The sequence below is a fragment of the Thermotoga maritima MSB8 genome (assembly GCF_000008545.1).
Taxonomy (GTDB): Bacteria; Thermotogota; Thermotogae; order Thermotogales; family Thermotogaceae; genus Thermotoga; species Thermotoga maritima.
This window is the reverse complement of record NC_000853.1, coordinates 1,846,636-1,860,725: the sequence shown is the minus strand read 5'-3', so window position 1 is coordinate 1,860,725 and position 14,090 is coordinate 1,846,636. Positions and strand designations below refer to the sequence as shown.

The window sequence follows — 14,090 nt, the reverse complement described above, 5'->3', positions numbered from 1 at the left end:
GAAAGGCGCATGAAATTTTTCGTTACCGGTAATTGCATACTCTGTATCGTTCTTCCAGTGCCAGATACACGCATCACCCACTTTGTGAATGATTGGAACTAACCTGGTTTGTATGCATAAAAGTTAATTAGTAAATATCAATAATTTTCAAGTTAATTTTTAATATCAAAAACCAAAGAGGCGGGATTGCCCCGCCTCAACCTGAACTCTTCGAACTGTTCCAGTTACTCTCTCACGTACCTCTGCGAATCGTCGTACTCTTCTATTTTCCCGTTCAGAACATTCTGGATGTACTCAATGACGGCGTCTGACATGAGGTATCCCGTGTCGTATCCGTCCCACTCTTTGAACATGACATAACCGTCTCCACCACCTGCCATGTAGTTGTTTGTGACCACTTTGTACTTTTTCTCTGGATCGAGCGGCTCTCCGTTCACGAGAACCTCTACGACTTTTCCGTCTTTGCTCTTCCAAGTGAGGCCGGAAACCTGGAGGAACGCACCTTTACCTTCCGGAATGGTAGCGGCGTACTCGAGCACTTTCATGATCTGTTCACCGGTGAGTTCCAGTACGTAGAGAGTGTTTCCAAACGGAAGAACCGTCAGTATATCTCTCACAGTGATCTTTCCAGGTTTTATAGAGGCTCTGATACCTCCACCGTTTGTGAAAGCGATATCCGCCCCCACTTTCCATCTCATGGCGTCCACTATGAGGTTGGCAAGATTCGTGCTTTTCGATCTGACGTGTTCTCTTTCACCATCGAGGTAGATCTTCGTCTCTCCTATGACGGTATCGAGTTTTTCATTTCCCACTTTCTTGAAGTATTCAAGAGCCTTTGCGACGTATCTGTTTTCGAGGTACGGCTTCCCGAGGTACCTGTACTTTTCGTTTTCGTACACCTTCAAATTAACGGGTATCGCTTCCCAGTGCCACGCCACGATCTTTCCGTCTTCGATGTCCAGATCGAGTCTTCCAACGTACTTTCCATATTCTCCGGCCGAAGCTATTATCTTTCCGTCCACAACGTCAGATCCAAGCACGTGGCTGTGCCCTGCTATCACAACGTCTATTCCCTCAACTCCTGCCAGCTGGTGTGTCGTGGTGATGTCTTCCTTCTTCGGCTCTCCCCAGTCAAGGTGCGCAAGAGCGATCACAACATCTGCCTGTTTTTTCAATTCGGGTGCTATTTTCTGGGCCACTTTCAGGGCGTTTTCGAACTTCAGACCTTCGAGGTAGAGGGGTTCCAGGATCTCCGTTTCTTCTGTGGTGAAGCCGATGATGGCGATTTTCAGCTCACCGAGATCTTCGACGATGTATGGATTGAAGAACGGTTCACCATCTTCTTTTACTATGTTCGCTGAAAGGAACGGAAAATCTGCGAATTTCATCTGTTTTTCGAGTACTTCCCTTGGATTGTCGAACTCGTGGTTTCCAACGGCCATGGCTTTGAGTCCCATCATGTTGAATCCAACGATGTCCGGTATGGCATCCTGAAGATCGGACTCTGGAACACCGGTGTTCAGGTCTCCCGCATGGAGAAAGATCACGTACCCACCCTGACTCTCGACTTCCCTTTTCACCTCTTCTACGATCGTTGCGATAGTTGCAAGGCCCCCAATTCCGGGATTACGATACTCATCGAATGCCCAGGCATGGCCGTGTGTGTCGTTGACGTGAAGGATGGTGAGCCTTGCACCAAGAAGCAGAGCGGTTATCAGCAAAGCCAGAAGGATCACCAGGAACTTTCTCATGATATCACCCCCTTCAAAGATTTTAACTCTAATGTGTTAACATATTGTGGGACTTTGTTAAGGAGGTTTCACTCGTGACGGTGGATCCATCTCACACGATTCCCGTGAGCGTGACCGGCGCGTTTTGTTCGCTCAACTGCCCTCACTGTGGAGCACACTATTTGAGACACATGATCTCCGTGGATGAAATTCCAGCCCTTGTGAAGAAAGGCTACAGAAGCTTTCTGATAAGCGGTGGAATGCTTCCAGATGGTTCAATTCCGTTTGAAAAGTATTACGAACATTTGAAGGAGCTGAAAGAATCCCACGGTCTTCTTTACAACTTTCACGTGGGGTTTCAAAAGTCCAAGGTTGCAAAGGAGCTGGCTGACGTCGTTTCTATGGATTTCTTCGGTGATGAAACCGTTTTGAAAAGCATCTACGGACTCGCATTGACTCCACAGGAAATTTTAGATATCGCTCACTTTTATGAGAACGTGGTGTTTCACATCACGGTAGGAATAACGGGTGGAAAGATCACCCACGAAGAAAAAGCGCTCGAGATCCTGTCTCAGGAGACAGACACCGTTGTTTTGAACGTGTTCATTCCAACTCCCGGAACGAAGTTTGGAAAATCTTTCCCACCGGATCTCCAGGAGGTTGTGAAACTCTTCGAGAAGGCAAGAAAACTGTTCAAAAGAGTAATCCTCGGCTGTATGCAACCGAGGGGGGAATACAGAAAGAAGCTTCAAAGCGAGTTGAAAGATCTCGTGGATGTCATCACAAAGCCCGTCGGCGGGACGGGTGAGTTCAAAGGATGCTGTGCCTTCATCGGCCGAGGGTGAAAGTGACTTTCCCTGGTCCCATGTCGAACGTTTGTCCGAGTGCCAGAACGGTCGCAAGTTCAACTGGGAGGCCGTTTCTTGCGATCTTTTCTACGGTTGTCTTCACATCGTACCTGACACGCACTATTTCAAAGCTGACCGTACCGTTTTCAACATCAACGATCATGTAAGACGCTCTCGGGTCCCCGTCTTTCGGTCTTCCGGCGCTTCCTGGGTTCAAAACGAGCTTTCCCATAACCCATTTCACCATGGGAAGGTGAGTGTGTCCGTTCACAACAACATTCTCTTCGACCGATTCCACGATCTTCTTCAGCCTGTCTGGAGGAGTGTTGGGCTTCACGTACTCGAGGAGTTCGTTTAGAGGACTTCCATGAACGAGCAAGAATCTGACTCCTTCAACTTCGAAACTCAGCTTTTTGGGAAGATTTCTCAAAAATTCTCTGGTTTTCTCAGAAGTGTTTTCGATCGACCACTTGAGGGAGATGTCTCCAACCTCTGTTTCCCTTCCGGGCGCGTAGGAACAACCACAGCTCTCTTTGGAATAGCCAACGGCATCGTCGTAGTTTCCCATAATCGTTTTGATGTTTTTTTCCATGATTGTCTGTACAACAGCTTCAGGATCGGGTCCATAGCCGACCAAATCTCCAAGGCAGAACACTTCATCGACACCTTTGTTCTCCATGTCCTCCAGAACGGCCTTCAACGCTTCGAAATTTCCATGAACATCTCCAAAGAAGGCAAGCCTCATTTTGTCACCCTCAACTATAAAGCGTGATTTTTTTAGGTTTTCTTTAAGAACTGTAAAGTTCTTTCAAGTCTTTTCAGTGTTCTTTCTTTTCCCAGCACCTCTATGGTTTCAAAAAGACCGGGTGTTACCAGCTTTCCAGTAACCGCTCCTCTTATGAGCTGAAAGACCACCTTTTTCGATGCCAGACCCTTTTCAGAAAGATCTCTCAATGTTTTTTCTATCTCTTCCATATTCCAGCTGTTGAGATCTTTGAAGGCTTTTTTTGCTTCTTCAAGCACCCTTTCGGCTTCTTCTCTCTTCAAAAATTTCTCTACATAGTCCTTTTCGTATTCGTAATCGTCGTTCATGAACGGATACATGATGTCGTACAGCTGAGAGAGTGTGTTCACCTTTTCCCGACATATACGGAGGGTCTCTGAGAAGTATCTTTCATCCACGGAGGGGATTTCTTTTCCCGCGTACTTTGCCCATTCGATGAATTCCCTCTTCAGGTCTTCGAGATCGATTCTTCTCATGTGCTTTCCGTTCACCCATTCGAGTTTCTGGTAATCGAATATGACTCCCTTGTTCGAAATATCTTTTGGATCGAATGACTGAAGTTTCTCTTCTATAGTGAAGATTTCGTCTCCTTCCACTCTCCATCCGAGAAGTGCAAGATAGTTCATCAAAGCCCTGCTCAAAATGCCCTCCCTTCTGAAGTGTTCAACGGAAGTGGCGCCATGTCTTTTACTCAAAGGCGTTCTGTCCGATCCAAGGATGAGTGGAATGTGCATGAAGACGGGTGCTTCCCATCCGAAAGCCTCGTATATCATGAGCTGTTTTGGGGTGTTAGAAAGGTGATCTTCACCGCGAAACACATGGGAGATTCTCATGAGATGATCGTCCACCACGACCGCAAAATTATAGGTGGGAAATCCGTTCGACTTCATGATGATGAAATCTTCTAAGGTGGAGTTATCGAATTCCATGTAGCCTTTCAGAAGATCCTCGAAGGAAGTCTTTCCGGGAAGAACTTTGAATTTTATGGTAACGGGATGCCCTTTCTCCTTGTATTCGTGGGGATACTCGTAAGTTGTGAAGAGCTCTTTAGAGGGATCTTCCTTATCGTAAACCACGTAATAAGCCCTCTTATCTTCCACCAGTTTCTCAGCGTATTCTCGGTAGATCTCGAGTCTTTCGCTCTGTCGATAGGGTCCGAAATCTCCACCTATGTCAGGCCCTTCGTCCCAATCGAGACCGCACCACCTCAAAGATTCCAGGATCTGCTGTTCGTATTCTCTTGAGCTTCTCTCAGTATCGGTGTCTTCTATTCGAAGGATAAACTTTCCACCCTCTTTTCTTGCGAACATCCAGTTGAACAGAGCGGTTCTGGCTCCACCTACGTGGAGATGGCCTGTTGGACTCGGGGCGAACCTGACTCTGACCAATTCGAAGCACCTCCTGATTTTTTTTGGTCCGACTTCTAATATATCAAAAAAAGCCCCGGTGATGAACACCGGGGCCTGGATTCGGTTTCGACCTCTATTATCTAACAGGTCTCACATTGACAGCCTGAGGTCCTTTGGTACCTTTCTGGACTTCGAACTCGACTGTTTCGTTTTCCCTGAGGGTCTTGAAACCGTCCATCTGGATCGCTGACCAGTGAACGAAGATGTCCTCTCCGTTCTCCATGGTGATAAAACCGTAGCCTTTCTTGGAGTCAAACCACTTAACCGTACCTCTCATGAAAAAATCACTCCTTCTTAAAAATCTTTCCGCTCAAGGCGGCACCTCCTAAGTGTACACCCCGGATACGGCTTTGTCAAAATCTCTGTATTCTTCATCAGAAGGGGTTTACGGTGTTTTGAAATCTTAGTTTTATCCTAAAGACATATTTATTTAACTTAATGGGTCTTTCTATGAAAGAGTTTTTTACCTATTCTTTATATGCATAACCATATCCCGTTGAGGAGGAGTCCATGATGGAATACTGGATTAGAAGAGCCCTTGAAGTAGTGAAAACGCCTTTTCTTCTTTTCGATCTGTCGGTCGTGGAAAAGAAATATCTGGAGATGAAAGCTGCTCTCAAAAAAGCGGATATTTACTACGCTGTGAAGGCAAACTCCCACCCGCGTATTATATCCCTTCTTGCCAGGTTGGGGAGTAATTTCGATGTGGCTTCCAAGGGGGAGATAGAAAAGCTCCTCGCACTTGGTGTGGATGGGAAGAGAATGAGTTTTGGTAACACCATAAAAAGAGAGGAAGACATCGCGTTCGCGTACAAAAACGGTATAAGGCTCTTTGCAGTGGATAGTGAGATGGAAGTGGAAAAAGTCGCTATAAATGCTCCTGGAAGCTTCGTTTTTGTGAGAGTGGAAACGGATGGTGCAGACGCAGACTGGCCCCTTTCCAGAAAGTTTGGAACCAATCCAGAGCATGCTCTTCAGCTTCTCTCCTATGCTTCGAAGATGAAACTGATCCCCGCGGGATTGAGTTTTCACGTGGGATCTCAGAATTTGAATCCTGAAAGCTGGAAAAAGGCGATAGAGATCGCGGGGAGAGTGTTCAAAAAAGCCATGAGATCCGGTTTGAATCTTTTCCTCTTGAACGTTGGTGGAGGCTTTCCTGTTCAGCACACAAAGCCAATTCCAAGTATGGAAGAAATAGGAAAGGCAATCGAAGAGGCGATAGACGAAAACCTCTGGTTTGTCCACAATTTGAAAGTGATAGCCGAGCCCGGAAGGTACATGGTCGGAGAAGCAGGCTGGCTTGTCACAAAAGTGCTTTTGAAGAGCGAAAGATCAGGTGAAAAATGGGTTTACATCGACGCGGGAGTATTTCACGGGCTCGCAGAAACTATCCAAAACTTCGAGTACGAAATCAGAGTCCTCGGAAAAGAAAGAGAAGAGCTCGAAGAGTACCATCTGGCGGGTCCCACTTGTGACAGCGTGGATGTGATATACGACAGAATCTTTCTTCCAAAGAGCATCACTCTGAACGACCTTGTGTGCTTCATAAACGCGGGGGCTTACACGGTTGAGTACAACACCCGTTTCAACGGAATAGAACCTCCAAAGATGGTTTTCATCGAAGAACTCACGGAGATCTCAATAGAGGAGAAAATCAAAACACGAGTGCTGGATTGAATCATCCCTCAACGATTTTTACATAAACGCTCCTCGTCCTCGGGCCGTCGAATTCGCAGAAATATATTCCCTGCCAGGTTCCGAGGAGAGGGCGTCCGTTTTCTATTATAAGCGTGACAGAAGATCCCACCAGAGACGCTTTTATATGAGAGTCGGCGTTTCCTTCCAGATGTGTGTAACCAGCCGACGGTGGAACCAGTTTGTTCAGCGTGTTCATTATGTCCTGTCTCACACTCGGGTCTGCGTTTTCGTTTATTGTGATACCCGCGGTGGTGTGCGGAACGAAAACCACGCAGATACCGTTTCTCACTTTAGATTCTTCTATGAATTTCACAATCTCCGAAGTGATATCCACGAACTGCGTTCGCGAAGAGGTCCGAACTGTGAGTCTTTTAAGCATCTATTTCCCCCCTCTTCATTTGAAAAACACATTTGTGATTATCACCACATGACCTTCTCTTTCTTCGAGATCTATCTTTATCTTTTCTTTTTCAACGTTGAAAGTCTCGGAAAGCCAGCTGGCGATTCTCTCTTTTATCTTATCCGAATTCTTGTCGAGTATCTCTTTTGGAATGATCTCTGTTATGTTCATCTGTCTTCTTTTTGTTGTCCCAACTATCTGTTCCAGCCTTTTTTTAGCGGTTTCTCTGCTTTTGTTTTTCTTTCCGAACTCCCAGAACAGGAACTTCATAATATCATCCCCTCTTGAGTTTTGAGAAGAAGTCTTTCAGCGTGTCGATGAGACCCTTTGAGACGGTGACGAAATCGTTCTCTAGAGGAACACCCTCTCCCCGAATTCTTCTTGCGAGGTTTTCGAAGTTTTTGGAAATCCTCGAATTTCCGTTTAATGAAACCGGGATTCCTGTGTTTGAAGCAACTATGATATCTTCTGAGTCCGGTATAACGGCTATGATCTCCAGTGACAGTGTGTGTTTGATATCGTCAGTGGTGAGCATCTCTCCCTTTTTCACCATGTGCGGTTTGAATCTGTTTATGATCACGTTTATCTTCTCATCGGAAAATCCGAAGTTTTCCAGAAGACCGATCACACGATCCGCGTCAGAGATTGCCGGAAGCTCCGGAGTTGTGACAACAAGCACCCTCTCAGCTGGGGCAACAGCGTTTCTGAACCCCCTTTCGATACCGGCCGGGGAATCGATTATGATGTAGTCAAAGTGCGGTATCAGTTCTTTCACAATGGCTTTCATGTCGTTCGGCGAGATCATTTCTTTCGTGGCTATCTGCGAAGCAGGAAGAAGATACAGATTCTTCAGCATTTTGTGTTTGACAAGAGCCTCTTGGGGAGAGACCTTACCATTCACTACATCGATCATGGTGTAAACGATTCTGTTTTCCAACCCAAGAACTATGTCCAGATTTTTCAATCCTATGTCGGCATCAATAAGACACACCTTCTCTCCAAGTTTGGCCAGGGCGCATCCGAGATTAGCCGTTATGGTGGTTTTACCCACCCCTCCTTTTCCAGAAGTCACTACTATGACATTTCCCATCAATCCCACCCTTTCTCGTTCACCTGAACAGTTTTCTCCTCAAAATATTGTACAATAAAATGTGATCGTACAAAAAATTACCTCATGAGGAGTGAGAGGGTGATCAGAAAATTGAGGCCCGATGAGATAAACAGTTTCGACCTTGATTTTTTGAATTTTCAGACCACGGAGGAGGTCCCTCCAAACGAAGGTTTTATAGGTCAAAAGAGGGCGAAAGAGGCTATCGAAACGGGAATAAGAATCAGAGAAAAGGGTTACAACATCTTCGTTACAGGAATGACGGGAACGGGAAGAAGAACCTTTGTCCAGATGATGCTCCAGGATGTCGCGAAGAAACTTCCCGTGCCGAACGACTGGGGGTATGTTTACAATTTCGAGAATCCGTATGAACCAAAGGCCATTTCTTTCAAAGCGGGACAGGGAAGGAGGTTTAAAAAGAGGCTCGAAGATTTGATCAATGAAGTGGTTGAAGCTTTGAACAAATCCTTCGAAAGCGAGGAATTCGCAAGAAAGATTTCCGAAATGGAAGAAAAATACGCTCTCATGAGAAAGCAGCTCTGGGAGAGTTTAGAGGCAAAGGCGAGCGAACTCGGTTTCGTGGTTCAGCTGACTCCAGCCGGCGTCGTTATGTTGCCTGTGGTGGACGGGAAACCGCTTCCACCAGAAGCGGTGAATGCCCTACCAGACCAGGCCATAAGGGAAATCGAAGAAAGGCAGATGAAATTGAAGCATCTGGTGGACGGAACGCTCTACAGAATCAGGAAGCTGGATATCGAGTTCAGAAAATCCCTCGAAGAGTTCCACAAAAGAACGGCACTCTTCGCCATTGATCCACTCTTTGTTGAAGTGGAGAGTGAATTCGAAAACGAAGGTGTGAAAGAATTCCTTGAATCCGTAAAGAAGGATATTGTGGAGAATCTCCTGGACTTTTTGAGAATGGACGCCAGGGAGAGAAAAGAGATATACATGAGGAAGTACTCTCTGAATCTGATTGTGGACAACTCGGATCTCACAGGCGCCCCTGTCATTTATGAAACGAATCCCACTTATTCCAATCTGTTCGGAAAGATCGAGTACTACGTGAGAGGCGGTTTCCTCCACACGGATTTCAGTATGATAAGGCCGGGCAGTGTCCACAAAGCGAACGGTGGTTTCTTGATCGTCGAGGCCGAGCGGCTTTTGAGTCAGCCTTACGCGTGGTACAACCTGAAAAGGGTTCTCATGGAAAGTCAGATTTCCGTTGAAAATCTCGAACACACCTTAGGAGTTTCAAGCACGATCACCCTGAAACCAGAAAAAATACCCCTCGATCTGAAAGTCGTCATCATTGGCACACCCTATTTGTACGAACTCCTTTACGAACTCGATCCAGACTTCAGAAAGCTGTTCAGGATAAAAGCGGAGTTCGACTGGGAAATACCCAGAAACGAATTGAACGTCCAGAAGTACGTATCCTTCATCTCGTCTGTCTGTCGAGAGAAGAATCTTCCCCACTTCGACAGAGGCGCTGTGAAGAGAGTCATATGGTACGCTATGAGAAACGCTGGAAACAGCACGAAACTTTCCGCTGTTTTTGGAGACATAGTGAATCTCATAGTTGAATCGGGGGAACTCGCAAGACTTGAAGGATCAGAGGTTACCACTTCTGATCACGTTCTCAAGGCATATCAAGCTATGGAGAACCGAAGAAATCTCCTCGAAGAAAAATACGACGAAATGATAAAGACATTCGATCTCATGATCGAAGTAACTGGATCGAAAGTGGGACAGATAAACGGTCTTACCGTTCTCGACCTTGGAGATCATTCTTTTGGTGTTCCTGTGAAAATCACCGCGAAGGTCTATCTTGGAAGGCCGGGTGTTGTTGACATTCAGCGCGAAGCGGATCTGAGCGGGAAAATCCACAGCAAGGCTGTTCTCATACTGGAAGGATTTCTGGGGAGCAGATACGCTCAGGACTTTCCACTTTCCGTCAGCGCGTCCATCAGCTTCGAGCAGGTTTACAGTGAAGTGGAGGGAGACAGCGCTTCACTTGCAGAAGCCTTGGCTCTCCTTTCTGCCATTTCTAAGGTGCCCATAAAGCAGGGAATAGCCGTAACGGGTTCCATAAATCAGCACGGTGAGGTGCAGCCCGTTGGGGGAATCGTAGAGAAAGTGGAGGGTTTCTACAGAGCCTGTAAAACCCGTGGATTCGATGGGGAACAGGGCGTGATCATACCCAAAGCCAACGCGAAGAATCTGGTGCTGAAGGATGAAATCATCCAGGCTATGAAGAAAGGCCTCTTCCATATATGGACCGTGGAAACCATAGACGACGCGATTGAGATCGTCATGGGAATGAAGGCCGGAAGGGTTACAAAGACCGGAAAATTCGAAAGAAACAGTGTGAATTACCTGGTTTACCGCGAATTGAAGAAGATGAAAAAACTCCTCGATGGAGTCCCAGAAGAAAGGAAGAAAAAAAAGAGAAAGGGTAAAAAATGAGACTGCCGACGGTTCTGATAGGAAGATATATTCCGGTTGATTCGATTGTTCACAGACTCGATCCAAGAGCGAAACTCCTGGGTATGATCTTTCTCATTTCCGCTGTGCTGATCGTACCCAATCTTTTGTTTTACCTCGTACCGGGTTTGGCTATCTTTCTTTTGATGTTTCTGAGCAGAACAGGATTCAAGATTTACCTTGCGGGACTCAGGAGTCTCTGGTTCTTCCTTGTGTTTGCGGTTCTGGTTCAGTTCTTTTCCTCATCAGAGGGTGAAAAGATCTTCTGGATGATCACCGACAGAGCCATATGGTCTGCCGTTTACATTATGCTCAGACTGGTGCTCATAATCCTCCTTGCTGAGAATTTCTCTGCCACCACTCCGCCCTTGCTTTCTGCCAGGGCTATAGAGAGTATCTTCTCGACGTTCGGTGCCAGAAAAATCGGCCATGAGATAGGAATGGTGATGACCATTGCGATGAGGTTCGTTCCTGTTTTGGCGCTCGAGGCGGATAGGATCTTGAAGGCCCAGATTGCCAGGGGGGCAAACTTCGAAAGGGGAAAGTTTTTCGACAGAATAAGAGCGCTTGTGGTGATAATAGTGCCCCTTCTCATATCGGCCCTCAGAAAAGCAGAAGAACTGGCTGTGGCCATGGAGGCTCGTCTCTACACGGGCGAGCCTCCAAAAACACGGTTCAAAGACATAAAGTGGAAACCGATGGACACACTCTACGTCCTATTAACCGCTGGTGTTCTGGTGCTTGTTCTCTTCGGCCGTTATTTCGTTGATGGCGTTTTTCAATATGGAAGCTGACTTTCTGAAGGCTTCCAGTTCTTCTTCGTTCAGGTTCAGTTCGAGGATTCTTTCCACTCCGTGCTTTCCAAGGGTAACAGGAACACTGATACAGAGATCTTTTACACCGAGGTAATCTTCGAGATAAACGGAAAGCGTAAGCACTCTCTTTTCGTCGAAGAAGATGCTCTCCACTATGTCGGCCACGGCGAGAGCTATGGCGTAATGGGTGGCTCCCTTTCTCTCTATGATCTCGTACGCGGCTCTTTTGGTTTTTTCAGCGAAGTTTTCCAGTATCTTCGAATCGCACTTCTGACAAATCTGACACATGTTCTGTAGGGGGATACCTCCTATCATGGCACCGCTCCACACAGGAACCTCTGAATCTCCATGTTCTCCTATCACGTACACGTGCACACTTCTTGGAGAAAAGCCGCAGTGTTGCGCTATCAAAGTTCTGAGCCTTGCTGTGTCGAGAACCGTTCCGGAACCGAACACCTTCCTGGGATCCATTCCGGACTCTTTGAGGAAGAAATACGTGAGGACATCGACGGGATTCGTGACCACGATGACAATCGAATCAGGAGCGTATTTGGAGACGTTTCGCGCTATTTCTTTCATCACTCTTGCATTTCTCCCAAGAAGCTGAAGCCTCGTCTCTCCTGGTTTCTGAGGTACTCCCGCAGCGACGATCACCACATCTGATCCTTTCAGATCCGCATAGTCTCCAGCGTAGATGTTCGCTCTTCTCGTGAAAGGTGTTCCGTGAATGAGATCGAGAGCGTCTCCTTCTGCTCTTTTCTTATCGACGTCTATCAGAACCATTTCCCTCGCAAAACCTTTCATCAGGAGTGCAAAAGCCGTGCTGGAACCAACCCTTCCGAGTCCTACGATACCTATTTTCATCAGAATCACCTCCCCGGTGATAGAATACAGTCAGGGTGATATCGTGTTGAAGAAAATCTTTCTGTCACTTTCAATTAGTTTAGCCTTCTTTTTAATTATATCATCCTTCTTTTTACTGGATAAGATGGTATCTTATCTCTTCAAGGGTGAGGTGAAAAACCCTTACGTGTTTCTCGTTCTGGGAAAAGATAAAGAGATCGAACACACCGTTCGAACCGATGTGATAGTTGTTGGTGTGCTGGACTGGAAAAAAGGAAATCTCTCTTTTGTATCGATACCCAGGGATTTGATGATAGAGGGAAAAAAGATCAACGCGATTTACAACACTTATGGAATGGAAAAACTATTTCAGATCATCGAATCACTTCTGGGACAGAAGCCGGATTCTTACGTGATATTCAACTACGAGGCTTTCAAAATACTCGTGGATGAACTGGGACCAATAGAGGTGATACCGAACGAGGTCATGTTTTATGAAGATCTGTCGCAGAATCTCGTCATAGATTTCAAACCTGGGGTTCCTTACAAATTGAATGGAGAACAGCTTCTTGCGTACATAAGATACAGAAAAGACTCCATGGGGGATCTTGCCCGAATAGAAAGACAGAAGGATGTACTGAAGAAACTCCTCAGCAAGGCCCTTTCAAGAAATCCTCTCGAAATTTCCGTACTTTACAAAAAGATAAGTCCTTACATCGAAACGGATATCGGTCTTCCAGAGATTCTAACACTCTTTTCTAAATTGAAAAACAGTGTTAGGGTGAGTTTTTCGACCCTTCCGTACAATGTGGATAGCGACGGAAGCATCTTTGTGGATGAAAAAAGACTCGTTTCTTTCAAAGAGAATCTCATTGGAAGCAGTGTTCAGGAAAAATACCGCGTGAACTTCCTCGTTGTGAACACCTCATCGCTTGTTTCGAGGGTATTCGAAGCCAACCTGAGGGGAGTGTGGAAAGACAGGGTTGGATTCGAACCGGACCGTGTTGTCTGGGAAGACGTGGGAATATCGCAGAAATTCGAGGGAGACCATGTCTTCATAGGGGAACCGGAAAAGGAGGACTATATCCTGGAAATTCTGAGGAAAGCGCATCCTTCCAGGCATTTTACGGTGCACAGGTTCGACAGACCGGAAGATTACACGATGTACTACACGATACTGGAAAGCCTCGCAAAGAACAGAATATATCCCGATTTTCCAGTATCTGCTTTGATTCTGATAGACGATTTCAGGGAGTGATTCGATGGATTACAGGCAGCTTCACAGATGGGATCTTCCTCCGGAGGAAGCGATAAAAGTGCAGAACGAACTCAGAAAGAAGATAAAACTCACTCCATACGAAGGAGAGCCCGAGTACGTGGCGGGAGTGGACCTTTCGTTTCCGGGAAAAGAAGAAGGGCTCGCGGTGATAGTGGTACTCGAATATCCTTCTTTCAAAATATTAGAGGTCGTTTCTGAAAGGGGAGAGATAACTTTTCCCTACATTCCGGGGCTCCTTGCTTTCAGAGAAGGACCTCTGTTCTTGAAGGCCTGGGAAAAGCTGAGAACGAAACCCGATGTTGTGGTCTTCGATGGTCAGGGACTGGCACATCCCAGAAAACTTGGGATAGCCTCCCACATGGGACTCTTCATAGAGATCCCGACCATTGGTGTGGCAAAATCCAGACTGTATGGAACGTTCAAAATGCCTGAAGATAAAAGGTGTTCCTGGAGTTATCTCTACGACGGCGAGGAGATAATAGGCTGTGTGATCAGAACAAAGGAAGGAAGTGCTCCTATCTTCGTGTCTCCGGGCCATCTCATGGACGTTGAAAGTTCGAAAAGACTGATCAAGGCTTTTACCTTACCCGGAAGAAGGATACCGGAACCCACCAGACTGGCACACATCTACACACAACGGCTCAAAAAAGGCCTTTTCTGAAAGATTTTTCGGCTGTGATAAAATAAATTCA

At 46.3% G+C, this 14,090-nt stretch carries 14 protein-coding genes; 6 read left to right on the top strand and 8 right to left on the bottom strand.

Going from position 1 to position 14,090, the window contains the following annotated elements; genetic code table 11:
• Nucleotides 1-224: 224 nt before the first annotated feature.
• Entirely contained in the window at nucleotides 225-1,751 is a 1,527-nt protein-coding gene (locus TM_RS09545) for a bifunctional UDP-sugar hydrolase/5'-nucleotidase (RefSeq protein WP_004082429.1), read from the bottom strand.
• A 74-nt stretch (nucleotides 1,752-1,825) separates the two neighbouring features.
• On the opposite strand from TM_RS09545, the gene TM_RS09540 reads away from it, so the two are divergent.
• Nucleotides 1,826-2,575 (top strand): radical SAM protein, encoded by a 750-nt coding sequence (locus TM_RS09540; protein ID WP_004082428.1) that lies wholly within the window; start codon nucleotides 1,826-1,828, stop codon nucleotides 2,573-2,575.
• Here the strand turns inward: TM_RS09540 and TM_RS09535 are convergent.
• The 3 genes from TM_RS09535 to TM_RS09525 all read right to left on the bottom strand — a co-directional run bounded on the left by TM_RS09535 (nucleotide 2,559) and on the right by TM_RS09525 (nucleotide 5,048).
• Complete coding sequence (locus tag TM_RS09535) at nucleotides 2,559-3,323, bottom strand: metallophosphoesterase family protein (RefSeq protein ID WP_004082427.1); 765 nt, start codon at nucleotides 3,321-3,323, stop codon at nucleotides 2,559-2,561. The two genes, TM_RS09540 and TM_RS09535, sit on opposite strands and share 17 nt — an antisense overlap.
• A gap of 32 nt (nucleotides 3,324-3,355) precedes the next feature.
• The gene (gene gltX, locus TM_RS09530) at nucleotides 3,356-4,750 is read right to left on the bottom strand and encodes a glutamate--tRNA ligase (protein ID WP_004082426.1); all 1,395 of its coding nucleotides are present in this window, start codon (nucleotides 4,748-4,750) and stop codon (nucleotides 3,356-3,358) included.
• A 97-nt stretch (nucleotides 4,751-4,847) separates the two neighbouring features.
• Nucleotides 4,848-5,048, bottom strand: a complete 201-nt coding sequence (locus tag TM_RS09525; RefSeq protein WP_004082425.1) for a cold shock domain-containing protein — start codon at nucleotides 5,046-5,048, stop codon at nucleotides 4,848-4,850.
• A 233-nt stretch (nucleotides 5,049-5,281) separates the two neighbouring features.
• On the opposite strand from TM_RS09525, the gene TM_RS09520 reads away from it, so the two are divergent.
• Entirely contained in the window at nucleotides 5,282-6,448 is a 1,167-nt protein-coding gene (locus tag TM_RS09520; protein WP_004082424.1) for a type III PLP-dependent enzyme, read from the top strand.
• Between the two features lies 1 nt (nucleotide 6,449).
• On the opposite strand, the gene TM_RS09515 is transcribed toward TM_RS09520, so the two are convergent.
• The 3 genes from TM_RS09515 to minD are packed head-to-tail and all read right to left on the bottom strand — an operon-like array spanning nucleotide 6,450 to nucleotide 7,959.
• Nucleotides 6,450-6,848, bottom strand: a complete 399-nt coding sequence (locus TM_RS09515; protein ID WP_004082423.1) for a secondary thiamine-phosphate synthase enzyme YjbQ — start codon at nucleotides 6,846-6,848, stop codon at nucleotides 6,450-6,452.
• A 15-nt stretch (nucleotides 6,849-6,863) separates the two neighbouring features.
• The gene (locus tag TM_RS09510; RefSeq protein ID WP_004082422.1) at nucleotides 6,864-7,139 is read right to left on the bottom strand and encodes a hypothetical protein; all 276 of its coding nucleotides are present in this window, start codon (nucleotides 7,137-7,139) and stop codon (nucleotides 6,864-6,866) included.
• A 4-nt stretch (nucleotides 7,140-7,143) separates the two neighbouring features.
• The gene (gene minD, locus TM_RS09505; RefSeq protein ID WP_004082421.1) at nucleotides 7,144-7,959 is read right to left on the bottom strand and encodes a septum site-determining protein MinD; all 816 of its coding nucleotides are present in this window, start codon (nucleotides 7,957-7,959) and stop codon (nucleotides 7,144-7,146) included.
• 99 nt (nucleotides 7,960-8,058) lie between these two features.
• On the opposite strand from minD, the gene TM_RS09500 reads away from it, so the two are divergent.
• Nucleotides 8,059-10,443: a Lon protease family protein gene (locus TM_RS09500; protein ID WP_004082420.1), complete on the top strand. Its 2,385-nt coding sequence runs from the start codon at nucleotides 8,059-8,061 to the stop codon at nucleotides 10,441-10,443.
• Nucleotides 10,440-11,255, top strand: a complete 816-nt coding sequence (ecfT, locus tag TM_RS09495) for an energy-coupling factor transporter transmembrane protein EcfT (protein ID WP_004082419.1) — start codon at nucleotides 10,440-10,442, stop codon at nucleotides 11,253-11,255. Before TM_RS09500 ends, ecfT begins: the two co-directional genes overlap by 4 nt.
• Here the strand turns inward: ecfT and TM_RS09490 are convergent.
• The gene (locus TM_RS09490) at nucleotides 11,181-12,140 is read right to left on the bottom strand and encodes an L-lactate dehydrogenase (protein WP_004082418.1); all 960 of its coding nucleotides are present in this window, start codon (nucleotides 12,138-12,140) and stop codon (nucleotides 11,181-11,183) included. The two genes, ecfT and TM_RS09490, sit on opposite strands and share 75 nt — an antisense overlap.
• Nucleotides 12,141-12,156: 16 nt before the next feature.
• Here TM_RS09490 and TM_RS09485 point away from each other — a divergent pair, with 16 nt between their 5' ends.
• Both TM_RS09485 and nfi read left to right on the top strand, forming a co-directional pair.
• Entirely contained in the window at nucleotides 12,157-13,377 is a 1,221-nt protein-coding gene (locus tag TM_RS09485; protein WP_004082417.1) for an LCP family protein, read from the top strand.
• 4 nt (nucleotides 13,378-13,381) lie between these two features.
• Nucleotides 13,382-14,059, top strand: coding sequence for an endonuclease V (gene nfi, locus TM_RS09480; RefSeq protein WP_004082416.1), 678 nt, complete (start codon nucleotides 13,382-13,384; stop codon nucleotides 14,057-14,059).
• Nucleotides 14,060-14,090 lie beyond the last annotated feature (31 nt).

Coding starts and splice junctions, on each gene's coding strand:
- nfi (WP_004082416.1), top strand. CDS start 13,382: ATGGATTACAGGCAGCTTCACAGATGGGATCTTCCTCCGGAGGAAGCG.
- TM_RS09490 (WP_004082418.1), bottom strand. CDS start 12,140: ATGAAAATAGGTATCGTAGGACTCGGAAGGGTTGGTTCCAGCACGGCT.
- TM_RS09545 (WP_004082429.1), bottom strand. CDS start 1,751: ATGAGAAAGTTCCTGGTGATCCTTCTGGCTTTGCTGATAACCGCTCTG.
- TM_RS09525 (WP_004082425.1), bottom strand. CDS start 5,048: ATGAGAGGTACGGTTAAGTGGTTTGACTCCAAGAAAGGCTACGGTTTT.
- ecfT (WP_004082419.1), top strand. CDS start 10,440: ATGAGACTGCCGACGGTTCTGATAGGAAGATATATTCCGGTTGATTCG.
- TM_RS09520 (WP_004082424.1), top strand. CDS start 5,282: ATGATGGAATACTGGATTAGAAGAGCCCTTGAAGTAGTGAAAACGCCT.
- TM_RS09510 (WP_004082422.1), bottom strand. CDS start 7,139: ATGAAGTTCCTGTTCTGGGAGTTCGGAAAGAAAAACAAAAGCAGAGAA.
- minD (WP_004082421.1), bottom strand. CDS start 7,959: ATGGGAAATGTCATAGTAGTGACTTCTGGAAAAGGAGGGGTGGGTAAA.
- TM_RS09535 (WP_004082427.1), bottom strand. CDS start 3,323: ATGAGGCTTGCCTTCTTTGGAGATGTTCATGGAAATTTCGAAGCGTTG.
- TM_RS09515 (WP_004082423.1), bottom strand. CDS start 6,848: ATGCTTAAAAGACTCACAGTTCGGACCTCTTCGCGAACGCAGTTCGTG.